The organism is Xanthomonas sp. AM6 (assembly GCF_025665335.1).
Classification (GTDB): domain Bacteria; phylum Pseudomonadota; class Gammaproteobacteria; order Xanthomonadales; family Xanthomonadaceae; genus Xanthomonas_A.
Genome location: NZ_CP106869.1, coordinates 2,064,804 through 2,082,977, shown reverse-complemented (window position 1 = coordinate 2,082,977; position 18,174 = coordinate 2,064,804). Strand labels below are relative to the sequence as shown.

Annotated in this window: 16 protein-coding genes; 8 read left to right on the top strand and 8 right to left on the bottom strand. The window is 70.2% G+C overall.

The features are described from left to right. Positions 1-93: 93 nt before the first annotated feature. From OCJ37_RS08660 to OCJ37_RS08640, 5 genes are all read left to right on the top strand, one after another. Positions 94-534: a carboxymuconolactone decarboxylase family protein gene (locus OCJ37_RS08660; RefSeq protein ID WP_263113245.1), complete on the top strand. Its 441-nt coding sequence runs from the start codon at positions 94-96 to the stop codon at positions 532-534. A gap of 150 nt (positions 535-684) precedes the next feature. Further along, positions 685-1,590: a dimethylarginine dimethylaminohydrolase family protein gene (locus tag OCJ37_RS08655; RefSeq protein ID WP_263113244.1), complete on the top strand. Its 906-nt coding sequence runs from the start codon at positions 685-687 to the stop codon at positions 1,588-1,590. Positions 1,591-1,995: 405 nt separating this feature from the next. Then, positions 1,996-3,879, top strand: coding sequence for an ABC transporter ATP-binding protein (locus OCJ37_RS08650; RefSeq protein WP_263113243.1), 1,884 nt, complete (start codon positions 1,996-1,998; stop codon positions 3,877-3,879). A 25-nt stretch (positions 3,880-3,904) separates the two neighbouring features. After that, positions 3,905-4,300 (top strand): hypothetical protein, encoded by a 396-nt coding sequence (locus OCJ37_RS08645; RefSeq protein ID WP_263113242.1) that lies wholly within the window; start codon positions 3,905-3,907, stop codon positions 4,298-4,300. Between the two features lie 97 nt (positions 4,301-4,397). Continuing rightward, positions 4,398-5,177: a ferredoxin--NADP reductase gene (locus OCJ37_RS08640; protein WP_263113241.1), complete on the top strand. Its 780-nt coding sequence runs from the start codon at positions 4,398-4,400 to the stop codon at positions 5,175-5,177. Positions 5,178-5,314: 137 nt separating this feature from the next. On the opposite strand, the gene OCJ37_RS08635 is transcribed toward OCJ37_RS08640, so the two are convergent. Together OCJ37_RS08635 and OCJ37_RS08630 are read right to left on the bottom strand one after the other, a co-directional pair. After that, positions 5,315-5,806, bottom strand: coding sequence for a glutathione peroxidase (locus OCJ37_RS08635; protein ID WP_263113240.1), 492 nt, complete (start codon positions 5,804-5,806; stop codon positions 5,315-5,317). Positions 5,807-5,810: 4 nt separating this feature from the next. Next, the gene (locus OCJ37_RS08630) at positions 5,811-7,853 is read right to left on the bottom strand and encodes an amidohydrolase family protein (protein ID WP_263113239.1); all 2,043 of its coding nucleotides are present in this window, start codon (positions 7,851-7,853) and stop codon (positions 5,811-5,813) included. A 207-nt stretch (positions 7,854-8,060) separates the two neighbouring features. Between OCJ37_RS08630 and OCJ37_RS08625 the strand changes: the two genes are divergently transcribed. Then, a complete protein-coding gene (locus OCJ37_RS08625) occupies positions 8,061-10,262 on the top strand; it encodes a M3 family metallopeptidase (RefSeq protein ID WP_263113238.1) in 2,202 nt (733 codons plus the stop codon). Between the two features lie 109 nt (positions 10,263-10,371). Here OCJ37_RS08625 and OCJ37_RS08620 read toward each other — a convergent pair whose 3' ends face one another. The 4 genes from OCJ37_RS08620 to OCJ37_RS08605 all read right to left on the bottom strand — a co-directional run bounded on the left by OCJ37_RS08620 (position 10,372) and on the right by OCJ37_RS08605 (position 13,291). Continuing rightward, positions 10,372-10,869, bottom strand: coding sequence for a MarR family winged helix-turn-helix transcriptional regulator (locus OCJ37_RS08620; protein ID WP_263113237.1), 498 nt, complete (start codon positions 10,867-10,869; stop codon positions 10,372-10,374). A 77-nt stretch (positions 10,870-10,946) separates the two neighbouring features. Next, a complete protein-coding gene (cfa, locus tag OCJ37_RS08615; protein ID WP_263113236.1) occupies positions 10,947-12,065 on the bottom strand; it encodes a cyclopropane fatty acyl phospholipid synthase in 1,119 nt (372 codons plus the stop codon). A gap of 15 nt (positions 12,066-12,080) precedes the next feature. Then, a complete protein-coding gene (locus OCJ37_RS08610; RefSeq protein WP_263113235.1) occupies positions 12,081-12,959 on the bottom strand; it encodes a PdaC/RsiV family protein in 879 nt (292 codons plus the stop codon). A gap of 44 nt (positions 12,960-13,003) precedes the next feature. Then, complete coding sequence (locus tag OCJ37_RS08605; RefSeq protein WP_263113234.1) at positions 13,004-13,291, bottom strand: GNAT family N-acetyltransferase; 288 nt, start codon at positions 13,289-13,291, stop codon at positions 13,004-13,006. Between the two features lie 297 nt (positions 13,292-13,588). Here OCJ37_RS08605 and OCJ37_RS08600 point away from each other — a divergent pair, with 297 nt between their 5' ends. Further along, complete coding sequence (locus tag OCJ37_RS08600) at positions 13,589-13,789, top strand: hypothetical protein (RefSeq protein ID WP_263113233.1); 201 nt, start codon at positions 13,589-13,591, stop codon at positions 13,787-13,789. A gap of 176 nt (positions 13,790-13,965) precedes the next feature. Here OCJ37_RS08600 and OCJ37_RS08595 read toward each other — a convergent pair whose 3' ends face one another. Then, positions 13,966-14,601 carry a rhomboid family intramembrane serine protease gene (locus OCJ37_RS08595; protein WP_263113232.1) on the bottom strand — a complete coding sequence of 212 codons (636 nt, stop codon included), beginning with the start codon at positions 14,599-14,601 and terminating at the stop codon, positions 13,966-13,968. 9 nt (positions 14,602-14,610) lie between these two features. Further along, positions 14,611-16,167: a POT-type proton-dependent oligopeptide transporter gene (locus tag OCJ37_RS08590; protein ID WP_263113231.1), complete on the bottom strand. Its 1,557-nt coding sequence runs from the start codon at positions 16,165-16,167 to the stop codon at positions 14,611-14,613. Positions 16,168-16,346: 179 nt separating this feature from the next. Between OCJ37_RS08590 and OCJ37_RS08585 the strand changes: the two genes are divergently transcribed. Beyond that, a complete protein-coding gene (locus OCJ37_RS08585; RefSeq protein WP_263113230.1) occupies positions 16,347-18,119 on the top strand; it encodes a M14 family metallopeptidase in 1,773 nt (590 codons plus the stop codon). Positions 18,120-18,174: the final 55 nt, after the last annotated feature.

Here is an 18,174-nt window from a genome sequence, read left to right as displayed (position 1 = left end):
CGCCCAGCGCCGCACCGTGTACTGTCACACCAGCGCGCGATCGCGCGTCCTTGTTGCGAAGGCGGCCAGTGTGGCCGCCATGGAGCAACGCACATGCACTTCCATCGCATCGACTACACCCGCCACGAACCCGTCGCCTTCCGCGCCCTGCTGAGCGCCAGCCAGCAGGTGCACGAGGGCGTGCTCGGCGCCGAACTGGCCGAACTGGTGTTCCTGCGCGTCTCCCAGCTCAACGGTTGCAGCTACTGCATCGACATGCACGCCACCGCCTTGCGCAAGGCCGGCACGGAGCCGCGCAAGCTGGACACCGTCGCCGGCTGGCGCGAGAGCCGTTTCTTCGACGCCCGCGAACGCGCCGCGCTGGCCTGGGCCGAAGCGCTGACCACCCTGCCCAGCGCCGCGCCGGCGGACGCGTGCTACGACGCACTCGCCGCGCACTTCGATGCGCAGGGCATCAGCGCGCTGACCATGGCGATCGCCCTGATCAACGCCTGGAACCGGCTCGGCGTCGGCCTGCAACCGGCCATGCCGTAAGCGCCCCCGGCGTACCGGCCCCGCCGGTACGCCACACCACGCGCCGCACGGCCCCACCCCGAATCCCCAATCCCGGCTCCACCCCCGACATGTCCCCGCAACACGCCCCCGCTAGCGTGCGCGCATCACCAGCGCAGAGGCGAGACGGGCATGATCGAGAAATTCCTGGCGGGGACGGCGGTCGAGGACGATGCGGACCTGGCCCTGGCCGACCCGGCGCCACGAGCCCCCGCGGCCGCCCGCGACGGCCACCGCCTGCTGATGTGCGCGCCGCAGCACTTCGCGGTGGACTACGTGATCAATCCATGGATGGAAGGCAACGTCCACGCCGCCAGCCGCGAGCGCGCGCAGCTGCAATGGAACGCGCTGGTCGCCGCGGCCGAGGCCGCCGGGACCCGGGTCGAACGCATCGCCCCGGCCGCAGGCCTGCCGGACATGGTGTTCAGCGCCAACGCCGGCCTGGTGCTCGGCGACCGTTTCGTGCCCAGCCGCTTCCGCCATGCCGAGCGCCGCGGCGAGGAAGCGCTGTTCGCCGACTGGTGCCGCCGCGCCGGCTTCCGCATCCAGTCGCTGCCCGAGGACCTGTTTTTCGAGGGCGCCGGCGACGCGCTGCTGGACCGCGGCGCGCGCCGGCTGTGGATGGGCCACGGCCATCGCAGCGACCTGGCCGCCGCGCACGAGCTGGCCGATCTTCTCGACATCGAGGTGATGCCGCTGCGCCTGGTCGATCCGCGCTTCTACCATCTGGACACCTGCTTCTGCCCGCTGCGCGACGGCTACCTGCTGTATTACCCGGCCGCGTTCGACGCGGACGCCCAGCAGGCGATCGCCCACCACATTCCGCCGGCGCGACGCATCGCGGTGAGCGAAGCCGACGCCCTCGCCTTCGCCTGCAATGCGGTGGACCTGGACGAGCGCCTGCTGCTCAACCGCGCCACGCCCGCGCTGTGCGCGGCCCTGGCCGCGATCGGCTACCGCGTGGTGCAGACCCCGCTGGACGAATTCCTCAAGGCCGGCGGCGCGGCCAAGTGCCTGACCCTGCGCCTGGACGAGTGAGGCCGGGGCCGGCGTTTTTGCTGACGGTGGTGACCCCGGCGCTGCGCGTCTGGCGCCCGGTCATCATCAGGCTGCTGGCCGAAGCGGCGCCGGCTGGCATCGGCGATCGGTCGCGACCCGGACACGGTCGGCAAGGCCCGTCGCGACTGAAGTCGCTCCCACAAGATGGCGGCGGCCGAGCAGCTGCGGCTCCGGCGATGGCCGGCGTTGCCTGGATGCCGTCGCCTACCGCCGGCCTGACAGCCTGACTGTAGGAGCGACTTCAGTCGCGACAGCCTTACCGACCAAGCCCGATCCAATGCAATGCAGGAAGATGCAGCGGCGACCGCCCCACGCTGCGCGCCGATCGCGCATCCAGCACGCCCGACACTCCCCGCGCACGCCCGGCCCCGGCACAATGCGCCGATGGCCTCTTCTCCTGCTTCCCATGGCGCCGCGCCTTCTGCGTCCCGCACCGGTCCCAGCCTGCGCGAGCGCTTCGACGCGATGCGCAACCTGCCGCCGTTCCTGCGCCAGATCTGGCAGACCAGCCGCTGGCTGACCCTCACCAGCATCGGCCTGCGCGTGCTGCGCGCGTTGATCCCGGTGGCCTCGCTGTACATCGGCAAGCTGATCATCGACGAGGCGATCCACCTGGTCGGGCAGTCGCCCGGCTTCACCTCGTTCGGCCAGGCGCTGGCCAGCGGGCGGCTGCAGCGGCTGCTGGAACTGCTGGCGCTGGAACTGGCGCTGGCGGTGGGTTCGGACCTGCTCGGGCGGCTGGTCAGCTATGCCGACACGCTGCTGTCGGAGCTGTTCAACAACGTCACCAGCGTGCAGCTGATGGAGCATGCGGCGCAGCTGGACCTGGAGGATTTCGAGGACCCGGAACAGCAGGACAAGCTCGACCGCGCGCGGCGCCAGACCATGGGCCGGATGAACCTGATGAGCCAGCTGTTCGGCCAGGTGCAGGACGCGATCACCGTGGTCAGCTTCGCGATCGGCCTGGTGGTCTACGCGCCGTGGCTGATGCTGCTGCTGGCGGTGGCGCTGATCCCGGCGTTCGTCGGCGAGGCGCACTTCAACGCGCTGGGTTACTCGCTGAACTTCCAGTGGACCGCCGAGCGGCGCCAGCTCGACTACCTGCGCCAGGTCGGCGCCAGCGTCGAGACCGCCAAGGAAGTGAAGATCTTCAACCTGCACAGCTTCCTGATCGGGCGCTACCGCGCGCTGGCCGACCGCTTCTTCCAGGCCAACCGCGCGCTGGCGCGCAAGCGCATGCTGTGGGGCACGCTGCTGGCCGCGCTGGGCACGCTGGGCTACTACGCCGCCTACGGCTACATCGCCTGGCGCACGGTGCGCGGCGATTTCAGCATCGGCGACCTGACCTTCCTGGCCGGCAGCTTCCTGCGCCTGCGGCAGTTGCTGGAAGGGTTGCTGATCGGCTTTTCGCAGGTGGCCGGGCAGGCGCTGTACCTGGACGACCTGTATTCGTTCTTCCGCATCGTGCCGGAGATCCGCACCCGCCCCGGGGCGGTGCCGGTGCCGCGGCCGATCGTGCGCGGCTTCGTGTTCGAGAACGTCGGCTTCCGCTACCCCGACGCCGAGCAATGGGCGGTGCGGCACCTGGACTTCGAACTGCGCGCCGGCGAGGTGCTGGCGCTGGTCGGCGAGAACGGGGCCGGCAAGACCACCCTGGTCAAGCTGCTGGCGCGGCTGTACGACCCGGACGAAGGCCGCATCCTGCTCGACGGCCGCGACCTGCGCGACTACGACCTGGACGACCTGCGCGCCAACCTCGGGGTGATCTTCCAGGACTTCGTGCGCTACCACCTCAGCGCCGGCGAGAACATCGGCGTGGGCCGGGTCGATTCGATGGACGACGCGGCGCGAATCCGCGCCGCCGCGCAGCGGGCGATGGCCGCCGACCTGATCGAGGGCCTGCCGCACGGCTACGACCAACTGATCGGGCGCCGCTTCAAGACCGGCGTGGACCTGTCCGGCGGGCAGTGGCAGAAGATCGCCATCGCGCGCGCCTACATGCGCGATGCGCAGGTGATGATCCTCGACGAGCCGACCGCCGCGCTGGACGCGCGCAGCGAGTTCGAGGTGTTCCAGCGCTTCAAGGAGCTGTCCGACAACCGCACCGCGGTGCTGATCTCGCACCGCTTCTCCAGCGTGCGCATGGCCGACCGCATCTTGGTGCTGGCCGGTGGCCAGATCGAGGCCAGCGGCACCCATGCCGAACTGATGGCGCAGGGCGGCCGCTACGCGGAGCTGTTCGAACTGCAGGCCGCTGGGTATCGTTGAGCCTCGCCTGCCTTCCGGACCTGCCATGCCGCGACGCCTTCTGCCCTGCCTGCTTGCCGCCGCCGTGGCATTCCCCGCCGCCGCGGCCGACCCGGTGCCCGCGCCCTCCGACTTCGCCGCGGCCAAGGCCCTGGCCGACCGCGACGAGGCCGCGCTGCCCGGCGCGGTGGCCGAGCGCCTGCAGGCGCTGCAGCGCGCGGCGCTGGACGAGGGCGTGGCCAGTTGCGCCACGCCGCGCCCGGATACCTCGCCGTTCGCCATCGTGGTGCAGCTGCAGGCGGACGGCAGCGTCGGCGCGAGCTGGCGCAACGGCACCACGCCGCTGGCGTTGTGCCTGGAGCGCTTCCTGCGCCAGCGCCCGCTGCTGGCCCCGCCGCAGGCGCCGCTGTACCTGTCCTACGAGCTGTCGTTCGCCAAGTGACGCCGCATGGGATGAGCCCTCCCAAATGAGATTCCCTCTCATTTGAACCGGCATGGGGTAGAATGGCGGCAGCTCCTTCCCCATAACGATCAACGGCATGTCCTCTGCTTTTGGCCCCGAAACGGTGCTCGAAGTCCGTCACTGGACGGACGACTACTTCAGCTTCACCACCACCCGCAACGAAGGCTTCCGCTTCGACAACGGCCAGTTCGTGATGATCGGCCTGGAGACGGAGACGCGGCCGCTGCTGCGCGCCTACTCCATCGCCAGCGCCAACTGGGAAGAGCGGCTGGAGTTCTTCAGCATCAAGGTGCCGGACGGCCCGCTGACCTCGCGCCTGCAGCACATCAAGCCGGGCGATGCGGTGCTGGTCGGCAAGAAGCCCACCGGCACCCTGCTGATCAGCGACCTGCACCCGGGCCGGCACCTGTACCTGCTCGGCACCGGCACCGGCCTGGCGCCGTGGCTGTCGGTGATCAAGGACCCGGAGACCTACGAGCGCTTCGACAAGGTGATCCTGACCCACGGCGTGCGCTTCGAGAAGGACCTGGCCTACCGCGACTACTTCGAGAACGAACTGCCGCAGCACGAGTTCCTGGGCGAGACCATCCGCGAGAAGCTGCTGTACTACCCGGCGGTGACCCGCGAGGACTTCCGCAACCGCGGCCGCCTCACCGAACTGCTGGAAAGCGGGCGGATGCAGCAGACCCTGGGCCTGCCGCCGCTGAACCCGGAATACGACCGGGCGATGATCTGCGGCAGCCCGCAGATGCTGGCCGACCTGCGCCACACCCTGGACGCGCGCGGCTTCGTCGCTTCCTCGCGGATCGGCACGCCGGGGCATTACGTGTTCGAGCGCGCGTTCGTCGAGAAGTGACGCGCCACGCGCTACCTGCGCCCGCCAACGGCGGCGCGTCTTTGTAGGAGCGGCTTCAGCCGCGACGCCTTATCGGTAAGCGTCGCGGCTGAAGCCGCTCCTACAGAAAAGCCGCTCGCATCGCACATCAATCCCGCTCAGCCCAGCGCGCGCTCGATGTCGGCCGCCAGCGCTTCGGGCTTGTCGGTCGGCGCATAGCGCGCCAGCACCTGGCCGTCGCGGCCGACCAGAAACTTGCTGAAGTTCCACTTGATCGCGGCGATGCCCAGCACCCCCGCCTTCTGCTGCTTGAGCCACTGCCACAGCGGATCGGCGGCCTCGCCGTTGACCTGGACCTTGGCGAACAGCGGGAAGTCGACCTCGTAGTTCAACGTGCAGAACTGCTTGATCTCCTCGGCGCTGCCGGGTTCCTGGTGGCCGAACTGGTCGCAGGGAAACCCCAGCACCATCAGCCCGCGTTCGCGGTACTGCCGCCACAGCGCCTGCAGGCCGGTGTACTGCGGCGTGAAGCCGCACTTGGAGGCGACGTTGACGATCAGCAGCACCTTGCCCGCGTAGTCGGCCAGCGGCTGCGGGCGGCCGTCGATGTCGGTGGCGGTGAAGGCGTAGGCGGTGGTCGGCGTGTCCATTCGGTCACTCCTTGGCGGCGACGATGCGCGCGGGTGCGGCGAACGGCGCGATGCCCAGCGCGGCATGGACCTCGCTGGGAAAGTAGGCGGTGCCCTGCTTGACCACCAGCGCGACCTTGCGCAGGTCGGCGATGTCGCGGGTCGGGTCGCCGTCGACCAGGATCAGGTCAGCGCGCTTGCCCGGGGTGATCGAGCCGCGGCTGTCCAGCGTGCGCGAGTACTTGGCGCCGTTCCAGGTGGCCACCTGCAGCGCCTGCGCCGGGGTCAGCCCGGCCTGCACGTACAGTTCGATCTCGCGCTGCAGGGTGAAGCCGGGCGTGGCGTCGGTGCCGGCCACCAACGGCACGCCGGCCCGGTACAGGCGCCCGACGAAGGCCACCATCTTCGCGTAGGAGCGCTCGTACAGCGCCGCGGTGGCGTCGTCGGGAATGTCGAACTCGGCCGTGCGCAGCCCGCGCTGCACGTCCGGCGGCAGGTGCTCGGCGACCGCGGCGTAGGCCTGCGACAGGTCGCCCGGGCGCTGGCGGATGAAGTCGAACGTGGCCAGGGTCGCGTCGATGGCGATCTGCCGCTTGGCCAGGTCCTGCACGAAGGCCTGCACCGGCGCCGAGTCGAAATCCAGGTCGGCGGTGCGCTTGGCCGGCAGGTAGAACCGCTCCAGCGTGCGCGTGTCGGTGTCGTGGGTGGCGTAGAAGTTCAGCAGCACCTGGTTGATGTGCTGGATCTCGTCGTAGCCCTGCTCCACCGCCTCGTGCGCGAGCATGTGCACGGGAATGTGCCCGCTGACGCGCAGGCCCTTGGCATGCGCGTAGGCGGCGGTGTCGCGCACCAGCGCCTGCGGGAAGGAGTTGTAGATCTTGATGCCGACGTAGCCGTGCGCCGCATACCAGTCCACCGCCTCGTTGGCCTGCGCCTGGGTGCTGACCACGAAGCCGTTGCGCGCCGACATCGGGCTCTCGCCCTCCAGGAACCCGCAGGCGACCAGGCTCGGCATCAGCAGCTGGCCGGCGCGTTCCTCCTGCATCACCTGCTGCAGGGTGGCGTTGTCGTTGCCCATGTCGCGCACGGTGGTGACGCCGGCGGCCAGGTGCAGGCCGCCGTCCCAGCGGCCGACGTGCCCGTGCATGTCGAACAGGCCGGGCAGCAGCACCCGCCCCTGCGCGTCGATCACCTGCTGCGCCTTGGCCGGCGCGGCGCCGGTGGCGGCCACTGAGACGATCCTGCCGTCGCGCAGCAGCACGTCGGAGGCGGCGCCGAGCGTGGCGTGCTCGCTGTCGAACACGCGCGCGTTGCGGATCAGCGTGGTGCCGGGCAAGGGATGCGCCAGGCGCTGCTGCAGGTCGACCAGGGCGGTGGCCTCGGCCTGCTTCTGCGCCGCTTCCAGCGCGTCGGCATCCTTCTCGTAGCCGGTCTCGATCAGCTGCAGCCAGCCGGGTGCGATGAACGCGAACAGGCGCGGCGACGCGTCGGTGGTGAGCCAGGCGAAGGTGGGGGTGAAGCCGACCCCGGTCAGCGCCACCAGCTGCACCTTGCGCGCGCCGCCGCCCTGGCCGACCTGCGCCTGCACCAGCTTGCGCAGGGTCAGGCTGCCGCTGGGGATCAGCGGCAGCTTGCCGTCGGCGCGGCGGGTCAGCGCGGTGACCGCCGCCGAGGTCGCCGCCGGGGTGCCGCCGAGCGGCCAGTACTGCGCGCCGCCGGCCACGCGCCGCTCGCCCTGGTCGGAAGTGGTCTTCCACTGCACGCGCTCGCCGTCGCGGCTGAAACGCTCGTCCACCGGCGCGCCGAAGGTCGAGGTGCCCTGCACCTGGTAGGTCTTGAAGGTGCCGTCGGCGGCCAGCGTGTACTGTTCCTTCAGTTCCGGGCCGCGGCCGTTGTCCTTGAACACGAAGTCCACCCGGGTGACCCCGTCGTCGCCGACGCTGACGGTCTGCTGCCCGGCCTGCTTGCCGCCGTCCACCAGCGCCACGTAGCGCAGCGTCTGCGCCGACCACGCCGGCGCCGCCCATGCCGCGCACGCGGCCACGCACAAGCCGAAGATCGCTTTCATCGGTTCTCCCTGCGGCCGTCGGCCGTCTTCACGCAATGGCGGTGGTCCCCCGGTCAGGCGCTATATGACGCCGCCGCCGCGGCGAAGGCAAGCGCGGTTGCAGCATGCCCCGGGGCTGCCGCCGGCGGCCCATGGCTTTAGTCACGGGCCACATGCGCCGGGCTGGGGTAGCCTGCGTAGTCCGCCCTTATCGCTGGATGCTGCTTGATGACCACCCGCCTCGCCCTCGCGCTCGCCGCCACGCTCGGACTCGCCATGCCCGCCTACGCCAACGCCGCCACGCCCGCCGCTTCGCAGGCGGCCACGCAGGCCAATCCGTTCTTCGCCGAAAGCCCGCTGCCGCTGCACTACCCGCAGTTCGACAAGATCCGCGACAGCGACTTCGCCCCGGCCTTCGACGCCGGCATGGCGCAGCAGCTGAAGGAAGTGGAGGCGATCGCCGACCAGAAGGCCAAGCCGACCTTCGACAACACCATCGTGGCGATGGAGAAGAGCGGCCAGGTGCTGGACCGCGCCACCACCGTGTTCTTCAACCTGGTCGGCGCCGACACCAACGACGCCCGCAAGCAGCTGCAGGCCGACTATTCGGGCAAGTTCGCCGCGCACCGCGACGCGATCTCGCTCAACCCCAAGCTGTTCGCGCGCATCCAGGCGCTGTACGACACCCGCACCCAGCTCGGCCTGGACGCGCAGGGCGTGCGCCTGGTCGAGAAGTACTACAGCGATTTCGTGCGCGACGGCGCCAAGCTCGGCGACGCCGACAAGGCCAAGCTCAAGGCGATGAACGCCGAGCTGGCCAAGCTCGGCACCCAGTTCAGCCAGAACGTGCTGGCCGAGGTGAACGCCGCCGCGGTGGTGGTGGACGACGTCAAGCAGCTCGACGGCCTGTCCGAGGCGCAGATCGCCGCCGCCGCCGAAGCGGCCAAGGCGCGCAAGCTCGACGGCAAGTACGTGATCGCGCTGCTCAACACCACCGGCCAGCCGCCGCTGACCCAGCTCAAGGACCGTGCGCTGCGGCAGAAGATCTACCAGGCCTCGGTGTCGCGCGGCAGCCACGGCGGCCAGTACGACAACACCGCGCTGGTGTCGCGGATCATGAGCCTGCGCGCCGAGCGCGCCAAGCTGCTGGGCTACCCGAACCACGCCACCTACTCGCTGGAGGACCAGACCGCCAAGACCCCGCAGGCGGTCAACGCGATGCTCGGCAAGCTGGCCCCGGCCGCGGTCGCCAACGCCAAGCGCGAGGCCGCCGACCTGCAGGCGATGATCGACAAGGAACAGAAGGCCGCCGGCAAGCCGACCTTCAAGCTCGAGGCCTGGGACTGGGCCTACTACACCGAGAAGGTGCGCCAGGCCAAGTACGACTTCGACGAGGCCCAGCTCAAGCCGTACTTCGAACTGAAGAACGTGCTGGAGAACGGCGTGTTCTACGCCGCCAACCAGGAGTACGGGCTGACCTTCAAGCAGCGCACCGACCTGCCGACCTACCGCGACGACCTGCTGGTCTACGACGTGTTCGACGCCGACGGCAGCCAGCTGGCGATCTTCATCGCCGACATGTACGCGCGCGAATCCAAGCGCGGCGGCGCGTGGATGAACTCCTACGTCTCGCAGTCGGCGCTGACCGGCTACAAGCCGGTGGTCGCCAACCACCTCAACATTCCCAAGCCGCCGGCCGGCCAGCCGACCCTGCTGACCTGGGACGAGGTCACCACCGCGTTCCACGAGTTCGGCCATGCGCTGCACGGCATGTTCTCCAACGTGAAGTACCCCTACTTCTCCGGCACCAGCGTGCCGCGCGACTTCGTCGAGTTCCCGTCGCAGGTCAACGAGATGTGGGCGGACGATCCGGCCATCCTCAAGCACTACGCCAAGCACTACCAGACCGGCGCGGCGATGCCGCAGGCGCTGTTGGACAAGGTGGTGGCCGCGGCCAAGTTCAACCAGGGCTTCGCCACCACCGAATACCTGGGCGCGGCGATGCTGGACCAGCGCTGGCACCAGCTCGGCGCCGGCCAGGTGCCGCCGGCCGCCGGGGTGATGGACTTCGAGGCCAAGGCGCTGGCCGCCGACGGCATCGCCTACCCGCCGGTGCCGCCGCGCTACCGCACGCCCTACTTCAGCCACATCATGGGCGGCTACGCGGCCGGCTACTACGCCTACATCTGGTCCGAGGTGCTGGACGCCAACACCCAGCAGTGGTTCAAGCAGCACGGCGGGCTCAGCCGCGCCAACGGCGACCGCTTCCGCCAGACCCTGCTCTCGCGCGGCGGCAGCGTCGATGCGATGCAGCTGTTCCAGGATTTCGCCGGGCACGCGCCGAAGATCGAGCCGTTGCTGGAAAAGCGCGGCCTGACCCCGGGCGGCGGCGACGGCGCCCTGCCGCAGACGCCGGCCGGCAAGGACTGATCCAGCCCCCGGCCTTGCGCACGGAAACGCCGTCCGCCTCGCGGGCGGCGTTTCCGTGTGTGGTGTGCCGCGGCGTGGCCCGCGCGTGCCGCGTGCGAATCGCGCGGCGTCAGCCGGCGCCGTCGATGCCGGCGAGCATCTTCTTGAGCAGCGTCTCCAGCTGCACCTGCTCGGCCTCGTCCAGGCCGACCGTCTCCTCTTCCAGGAAACCGCACACCGCCGGCAGCATGCGTTCGATCAGCGCGATCCCGGCCGGCTGCAGGGTCAGGGTGATCTTGCGCCGGTCCTCGGGGCTGGCCGAGCGCAGCAGCAGGTCCTTGGCGCACAGGTTGTCGGTGAGGCGGGTGATGTTGGCCGGCTTCTCGCCCGCCGCCTCGGCCATTTCGGTCGGGGTGATGCATTGCCCCGGCGTGCCGTACAGCATCATCAGGATCTCGTACTCCGGCGGGCTGATGCCGTGCGCCTTGAGCAGCACCCCGGCGTTGGCGTGGATGCGCTTGTACAGGTGCTTGACGAGCCGGACCAGCACGGCCGGTTCGCGCGGGAAGGCGGGATAGCGCTCGCAGGTGTAGGCCACGCGCCGTTCGGTCTGGTCGAAACTTCCCATGAAGATGGAATCGCAGGTCGGGGGTCGAGACGGCCAATGCTACCGGCTGTTGCGCGGCGCCGGCCACGGGCCGCCGCTCAGCGCGGCACGCGGTATCCTCCCCGTACACCTTCGGGCGACAGCAACAGCTGCCACAGCTGCGCGCGGCGGCAGCGGAAGGTGGCCATCGACCCGGCCAGGTAGAAGCGCCACATGCGTCGGAAGCGCGCGTCGTAGCGCTGCGCGTCCAGGCGCGGCCAGGCCGCCTCGACGTTGGCGCGCCAGGCCTGCAACGTGCGGTCGTAGTCGGCGCCGAAGTTGTGCCAGTCCTCGCACACGAAGCGGCCTTCCAGCGCCGCGGCGATCTGTGCGGCCGAGGGCAGCATGGAATTGGGGAAGATGTAGCGCGCGATCCACGGATCGGTGCGGTGCCGCGACACGTTGCTGCCGATGGTGTGCAGCAGGAACAGTCCGTCCGGGCGCAGGCAGCGCCGCACCCGCTCCAGGTAGCCGCGGTAGTTCCTGTCGCCGACGTGCTCGAACATGCCGATCGAGAACACCGCATCGAAGGGTTCGTCCAGTTCGCGGTAGTCCTGCAGGCGGATCTCGACCGGCAGGCCGCGGCACAGCCGCCGCGCGTACTCGGCCTGCGCCTGCGACACGGTGATGCCGACCCCGGCCACGCCGTAGCGCTCGGCGGCGAACTTCAGCGCCTCGCCCCAGCCGCAGCCGATGTCCAGCACGCGCATGCCCGGACGCAGGCGCAGCTTGCGGCAGACCAGGTCCAGCTTGGCCTCCTGCGCCGCGTCCAGGTCGTCGGCCGCGGCCCAGTAGGCGCAGCTGTAGACCAGGCGACGGCCGAGCATCGCCTGGTACAGGTCGTTGCCCAGGTCGTAGTGGCGGCGCCCGACCTCGTAGCTGCGGCGCCCGCGCTGCAGGTTGAACAGGCGCGCGCGCAACGCATAGGTCAGATCGGCGATGCCGTGCACGCGCTGGTCCAGCCGCGCCGCGATCAGCCGCGCCAGCGTCTGGTCCAGCGCCGGCGCATCCCACCAGCCGTCCATGTAGCTTTCGCCCAGGCCCAGCGAGCCCTGTGCCAGCACCCGCGCGTAGAAGCGCGGATCGTGCACCGCCATGTCGTGGGCACGCTCGCCGCCGACGCGCACGTCGGCGCCGGCGAGCAGATCGACGACGCGACGCTGCAGCGGCCCGACCATGCCCGCGGCACCCCGCTACGCCGCGAACAGCTCCGCGTATTCCGGCGCGACCAGGCCGCGCAGCACGCTGGCCGGCACGTCCACCGACTGCGTGCCATCGGAATACGGCCCCACCTGGTAGGGCGGGAACACGAAGCGCAACGCCACGATCTTGCCCGCGGCATCGACCAGCGGCTGGAACTGGCTGAAGTTCTGCGCCTGCGGCTCGGTGCCTTCGGCGATCATCTTGTCGGCGCTGCGGACCTGTTCGTCGTGGTCCTCCGGCGGCAGCTGCTCGGCGTCCACGCGCGCCTGCACCGCCTGGCGCAGCTGCGCGGCGACGTAGCCGGCCACCTGCGTCCAGCCCTTGGGATCGGGGATCAGCGCCTCGGCGGTGAGCATGCGCTGCTGCTGCGGCAGCCACACGAAGCGCGCCACCAGCGGCTCGCCGTGGGCGCCGCCGGTATAGCGGCTGCCGTCGGCGGCCACCGCCACCAGTTCGGGCCGTTCCAGCAGCATCTCGAACTGCAGCGACAGTTCGTAGGGCGCGCTGGGCCGGTCGTTGCCGAGGCCGCCGACCGCCTGCATCAAGTCGTCGCGCGCGGCCTGGGCGTAGCGCGCGACCGCCTCGGCCAGGCCCGGATGGCGGTTGAGCGCCGGCGGGAAGGTTATGCCGACCACGTAGTTGGGCGTGTGCTCGATCACGTCCTTCAGCTCCGCCGGCGCGGCCGCGGCCGGCGCCGCAGCCGCGGCGGGGGTCGGCGCCTGGGCCGGTTCGGCCGCGGGCGTGGCCGCCTCGCGCTTGCAGCCGGCCACGGCCAACGCCGTCGCCAACGCCAGCGCCGTCCACTGCCATCGATTGTTCGGTCCCGCCTGTGCCCTGTCCCTCACGTCCACTGCCCCTGTGTCCTGCATTTGTGTGATGGCCGATTATCGCGCCGTCGCCGCGCCTTGCGCACTCAGCCGAGCAAGTCGGCGTAGTCGGGATGGCGCTGGATGAACACCGCCGCGTACGAACACGCCGGGACCACCTTCAGCCCCTGCGCCCGCGCATGCTCCAGCGCCGCGGCCACCAGCCCCGCCGCCAGCCCACGGCCGCCGATCGCGGTCGGCACGCCGGTATGGGTGATGACCAGGCGCCCGTCCTGCAGCAGGTAGTCCAGCTCGGCCTCGTGGCCGTCCAGCTGCAGCGTGAAGCGCTGCCGCTGCGGGTCGTGCGCGATCGGCGGGAGGGAGGCTGCGTTCATGGCCAGGCTCGTGCGGCGGAATGCGCAGTCTGGTCGCGCGCGCGCCGCGACGGTGTGAAGCCGCGCGCCGCGCTGCGTCACCCGCAGCCGACGCATCGCGTCACTTCCGGCCTGGGGCGTGCCGGGCGCCGCGCAGCACGTCCCCAGCCGGCGCGCCAATCGCCCGGCGGCCCGCTCGGCGCTGGACCCGCCCTAAAGTTCCGCCGCCGCTGGCCGCTACCACGCGTGCAGCATCGTGGAAACCTGGCATGCGACTTGCAGATTCCATCACGTTGTAACCGAACAGGGGCAAGGCACATGAGCGACAACGAACAGATCCATGGCGACCACGATGCGTCGTTGCTGGAAGGGCTGTACCAACTGGTGGTCAGCGGCCACACCCAGGGCTGGGAATTCGACCAGCTCAACAGCGAGGTCTACGACCGGCTGAAGGAAACCTACGCGCACGCCGGCATCGGCAGCGCCCAGGTGCAGTTGCGCGGCCAAGAGGTCGCCTGAGCGCTTGAGCGCCACGCTCCGGTCCGCGCGACGCGGCCCGGAGCCGGCCGCCCGCCAGGGCGGCTTCGCCGTCGCCGCCATGCCGCGCCAACCGCGCCTGGCGGCCGATTCGCCAGCGATCGACCACCACGCCCTCGCCGCCGCCGATGCGCGGCCGCGGCGTCGCGCGCTGCGCCCTAGCCGCGGCCGAAGCGCGGCTGCGCCAGCTGGTCGAGGAAGTGCTGCAGCACCGACGGCTCCATGATCAGCAGGAACATCACCCCGAACGCGGCGCCGGCCAGGTGCGCGCTGTGGTTGATGTTGTCGCCGCCGCGGCGGTCCATCCAGATGCTGTAGCCCACGTAGAACACCGCGTAGAGGATGGCCGGGATCGGGATCGGGATGAAGAAGAAATAGATCCCGGTCCACGGCGCCATCAGGATGTAGGCGAACAGCACCGCCGACACCGCGCCCGAGGCGCCCAGGCTGAAGTAATTGGGATTCTTCTGGTTCTTCAGGTAGCTGGGCAGGATCGCCACCACCAGCGCCGCCAGGTAGAACAGCGGATAGGTCAGCATGCTGCCGGTCAGCCGCTCCATCAGCCGCTCGATCGGGCCGCCGAAGAAGTACAGCGTGACCATGTTGAACAGCAGGTGCGGGAAATCGGCATGGATGAAGCCGTGGGTCACCAGCCGGTCGTACTGCCTGTGCCGGTCCACCGCCGGCGGCCACAGGATCAGCCGGTCCAGCAGCTTGCGGTTGTTGAACGCCGCCCACGACACCAGCACGGTGAGGACGATCAGGATCAGGTTGACGGGGGTGACGGACGGCATGCGGAGGCCTCAGGCGGTGCGGTAGTGGTCGACCATGCGGTAGCGGCGCGCGTACAGGCCGAACAGCAATGCGGCGACGAAGGCGAAGGCGGCGAAGAAGAACATCAGGAACGCGGTTTCGCTGAGCCCGGTGCTGCCGATGTGGGCGGTGACGGTGTCGTTGCGCACCGCCGCGTTGGACAGCAGCACCCACAGGTTGCCGACCGTGGTGGTCAGGTTCCAGAAGCTCATCACCACGCCCTTCATCGATTGCGGCGCCTGGCTGTAGGCGAATTCCAGGCCGGTCGCCGACACCAGCACCTCGCCGAAGGTCAGCAGCGCGTACGGCAGGATCTGCCAGGCGATGGATAGCGCGTCGCCGCCGTCCATGAGCACCTGCAGCGTGCCGACCACGATCCAGGCCAGGCCGCTGAAGGCGATGCCGGCGGTCATCCGCCGCAGCGCGGTCGGCTCGTAGCCGCGGCGGCGCAGCAGCGGGTACAGCACCAGATTGTTGAACGGGATCAGCAGCATCACCAGCGCCGGATTCAGCGCCTGCATCTGCGAGGCGCTGAACCAGTCCGGCATCCGCATCTGCTGGCCCTGCAGCACCCAGGTCGAGGCCTTCTGGTCGAACAGCGAGAAGAACGGGGTGACCAGCGCGAACACCACCAGCACCCGCAGCACCGCGCGCACGCCGTCCACCGCCGCGTCCGGATGCACCGCGCGGGCGCGCTCCAGCTGCCACCAGGTGCCGCCGCCGATCCCGGCCAGCAGCAGCACCAGCGCCAGGCACAGGCAGATCACGATGCCCAGGGTCGGCAGCAGCGCGAAGCTGCCCAGCGCCAGCGCCACCGCGACGGCGGCCAGGACCAGGCCGGGACGCCCCTGCCCCGGCGCGCGGCGCAGCAGCGCGCTGCGCACCACCTGGGCGAAGCCGTGCGGATCCTTCGGCGGCAGCGGCACGCGCACGTAGCGGCGGCGCCCGGCCCAGAACACCAGCGTGGCCACGAACATCAGGATCCCGGGAATGCCGAACGCCCACGCCGGGCCCAGGTTCTTCAGCGCCAGCGGGATCAGCAGCGAGGCGAACAGCGAGCCGAAGTTGATGATCCAGTAGAACGCGTCGAACACCACCTTGGCCAGGTGCTTGTTGGACTGGTCGAACTGGTCGCCCATGAACGAGGCCACCAGCGGCTTGATCCCGCCGGCGCCCAGCGCGATCAGGCCCAGGCCGAGGAAGAAGCCGCCGCGGCTGCCTTCGAACAGCGCAAGGCAGGCATGGCCCACGCAGTAGACCAGGCTGAACCACAGGATGGTGTTGTACTTGCCGAAGAAGCGGTCGGCCAGCCAGCCGCCGAGCAGCGGAAAGAAGAACACGCCGATCATGAAGCTGTGCATGATGTGCTTGGCCTCGGCCTCGCGGCCGGGCGCGGTCACTTCCTGCAGCAGCAGCGAGGTGATCAGGAACTGCACCAGGATGTTGCGCATCCCGTAGAAGCTGAAACGCTCGCAGGCCTCGTTGCCGATGATGTACGGAATCTGCCGCGGCATCCGCGCGCCGGCGCGTGCGTCCGCCGCGCTCATGCGCACATCCTCGTCGATCGTTGGCTCGTCACAGGCACCGGTCCAGGCAAAATTTTCAGAAGGTTACCCGATCGTTCCGGGCGAATCGAACCGCGCGCGCCGGCCGCGGCGGCATGCGGGTGCTTTCGCAAACGGCGCGCTGCACGCATCATGGGGGCCTGTCCCGAGACGATGCCGCGATGATCCGACCCTGGCTGGCCCCCTTCCTGCTGTCGATGCTGCTGTGCAGCACGCCGTTGCTGGCCAGCGGTGCGGGCCTGACCACCGAGGCCGAACGCAGCGGTTTCGCGCGCACCGGGCGCTACGCGGAGACCATCGCGCTGTGCGAGGCGTTCGCGCAGCGCTACCCGCAGGCCGTGCGTTGCTTCGACTTCGGCACCACGCCCGAGGGCCGGCCGATGAAGGCGCTGGCGGTCTCCACCGCCGGCGCGCTGGATGCGGCAACCGCGCAGGCGCGCAAGCTGCCGGTGGTGCTGATCCAGGGCGGCATCCATGCCGGCGAGATCGACGGCAAGGACGCCGGCTTCCTGGCCTTGCGCCAGCTGCTCGACGGCCAGGCCGCGCGCGGCGCGCTGGACAGGCAGGTGTGGCTGTTCGTGCCGGTGTTCAACGTCGACGGCCACGAGCGCTTCGGCGCCTGGAACCGGCCCAACCAGCGCGGCCCGGAGCAGATGGGCTGGCGCACCACCGCGCAGAACCTCAACCTCAACCGCGACTACGTCAAGGCCGACGCGCCGGAGATGCAGGCGATGCTGCGCCTGGTCGAACAGTGGGATCCGTTGCTGTACGTGGACCTGCACGTCACCGACGGCGCCCAGTTCGAGCACGACGTGTCGGTGCAGGTGGAACCGCTGCACGCCGGCGACGCCGCGCTGCGCGGCGACGGCCTGCGCCTGCGCGACAACGTGCTCGCCGACCTGAAGCGGCAGGGCTCGCTGCCGCTGCCCTACTACCCCTCGTTCGTGGTCAGCGACGATCCCGCCTCCGGCTTCGAGGACGGAGTGGCCACGCCGCGCTTCTCGCACGGCTATTTCCAGCTGCGCAACCGCTTCGGCGTGCTGGTGGAAACGCATTCGTGGAAGCCGTATCCGCAGCGCGTGCGCATCACCCGCAACACCATCGTCTCGGTGCTGCAGCAGGTGGCGCGCAACGGCAGCCGCTGGCGCGCCGACGCGCTGGCCGCCGACGCGCGCGCGCAGCGGCTCGGCGGTAAGACGGTGGCACTGGACTACCGCACCACCGACCAGGCGCGGCTGGTGGATTTCCGCGGCTACGCCTATACCCGCACGCTGTCGCCGGTGTCCGGCGCGCTGATGACCCGCTACGACGAGCGCACCCCGCAGGTCTGGCGGGTGCCGCTGCGCGACCGGATCGTGCCCAGCGTCGAGGTGGTCGCGCCGCGCGGCGGCTACCTGGTGCCGGCCGCGCAGGCCGCGCTGGTCGCGGCCAAGCTGCGCCAGCACGGCATCGCCTTCCGCACCCTGGATGCGGGCGCCACGCTGCCGGTGCAGGCGTTCCGCGCCGACGACGCCAGCTTCGCCGCGCGCTCGTCGGAAGGCCACCAGCGGCTCACGGTGCAGGGCGCCTGGCGCCCGGAAACGCGCGCGGTCGGCGCCGGCGCGCTGTTCGTGCCGATCGCCCAGCCCAAGGCGCGGCTGCTGATGGCGCTGCTGGAACCGCAGGCGCCGGACTCGCTGCTGCAATGGGGCGAGTTCAACAGCGCCTTCGAGCGCACCGAATACATGGAAGACTATGTCGCCGAGGACGTGGCGCGGCAGATGCTGGCCAGCGACCCGGCGCTGAAGGCCGAATTCGAGAGCAAGCTCGAGCACGACGCCGACTTCGCCAAGGATCCGCATGCGCGGCTGGAGTTCTTCCACCGCCGCCATTCCTCCTGGGATGCGCAGTACCGGCTGTACCCGGTCCTGCGCAGCGACGAAGCGCCGTCCTAGCGCTACCGGTTCTCCCCTCCCCCGATTCCCCCAGATGTGCAATCCCTTCAGCTGC

Bases quoted from the DNA above. Each gene is read 5' to 3' on its own strand.
- OCJ37_RS08585 (WP_263113230.1), top strand. From the start codon at position 16,347: ATGATCCGACCCTGGCTGGCCCCCTTCCTGCTGTCGATGCTGCTGTGC.
- OCJ37_RS08595 (WP_263113232.1), bottom strand. From the start codon at position 14,601: ATGCCGTCCGTCACCCCCGTCAACCTGATCCTGATCGTCCTCACCGTG.
- OCJ37_RS08620 (WP_263113237.1), bottom strand. From the start codon at position 10,869: ATGGGAAGTTTCGACCAGACCGAACGGCGCGTGGCCTACACCTGCGAG.
- OCJ37_RS08605 (WP_263113234.1), bottom strand. From the start codon at position 13,291: ATGAACGCAGCCTCCCTCCCGCCGATCGCGCACGACCCGCAGCGGCAG.
- OCJ37_RS08640 (WP_263113241.1), top strand. From the start codon at position 4,398: ATGTCCTCTGCTTTTGGCCCCGAAACGGTGCTCGAAGTCCGTCACTGG.
- OCJ37_RS08650 (WP_263113243.1), top strand. From the start codon at position 1,996: ATGGCCTCTTCTCCTGCTTCCCATGGCGCCGCGCCTTCTGCGTCCCGC.
- OCJ37_RS08655 (WP_263113244.1), top strand. From the start codon at position 685: ATGATCGAGAAATTCCTGGCGGGGACGGCGGTCGAGGACGATGCGGAC.
- OCJ37_RS08625 (WP_263113238.1), top strand. From the start codon at position 8,061: ATGACCACCCGCCTCGCCCTCGCGCTCGCCGCCACGCTCGGACTCGCC.
- OCJ37_RS08590 (WP_263113231.1), bottom strand. From the start codon at position 16,167: ATGAGCGCGGCGGACGCACGCGCCGGCGCGCGGATGCCGCGGCAGATT.
- OCJ37_RS08600 (WP_263113233.1), top strand. From the start codon at position 13,589: ATGAGCGACAACGAACAGATCCATGGCGACCACGATGCGTCGTTGCTG.
- OCJ37_RS08645 (WP_263113242.1), top strand. From the start codon at position 3,905: ATGCCGCGACGCCTTCTGCCCTGCCTGCTTGCCGCCGCCGTGGCATTC.
- OCJ37_RS08630 (WP_263113239.1), bottom strand. From the start codon at position 7,853: ATGAAAGCGATCTTCGGCTTGTGCGTGGCCGCGTGCGCGGCATGGGCG.
- cfa (WP_263113236.1), bottom strand. From the start codon at position 12,065: ATGGTCGGGCCGCTGCAGCGTCGCGTCGTCGATCTGCTCGCCGGCGCC.
- OCJ37_RS08610 (WP_263113235.1), bottom strand. From the start codon at position 12,959: ATGCAGGACACAGGGGCAGTGGACGTGAGGGACAGGGCACAGGCGGGA.
- OCJ37_RS08635 (WP_263113240.1), bottom strand. From the start codon at position 5,806: ATGGACACGCCGACCACCGCCTACGCCTTCACCGCCACCGACATCGAC.
- OCJ37_RS08660 (WP_263113245.1), top strand. From the start codon at position 94: ATGCACTTCCATCGCATCGACTACACCCGCCACGAACCCGTCGCCTTC.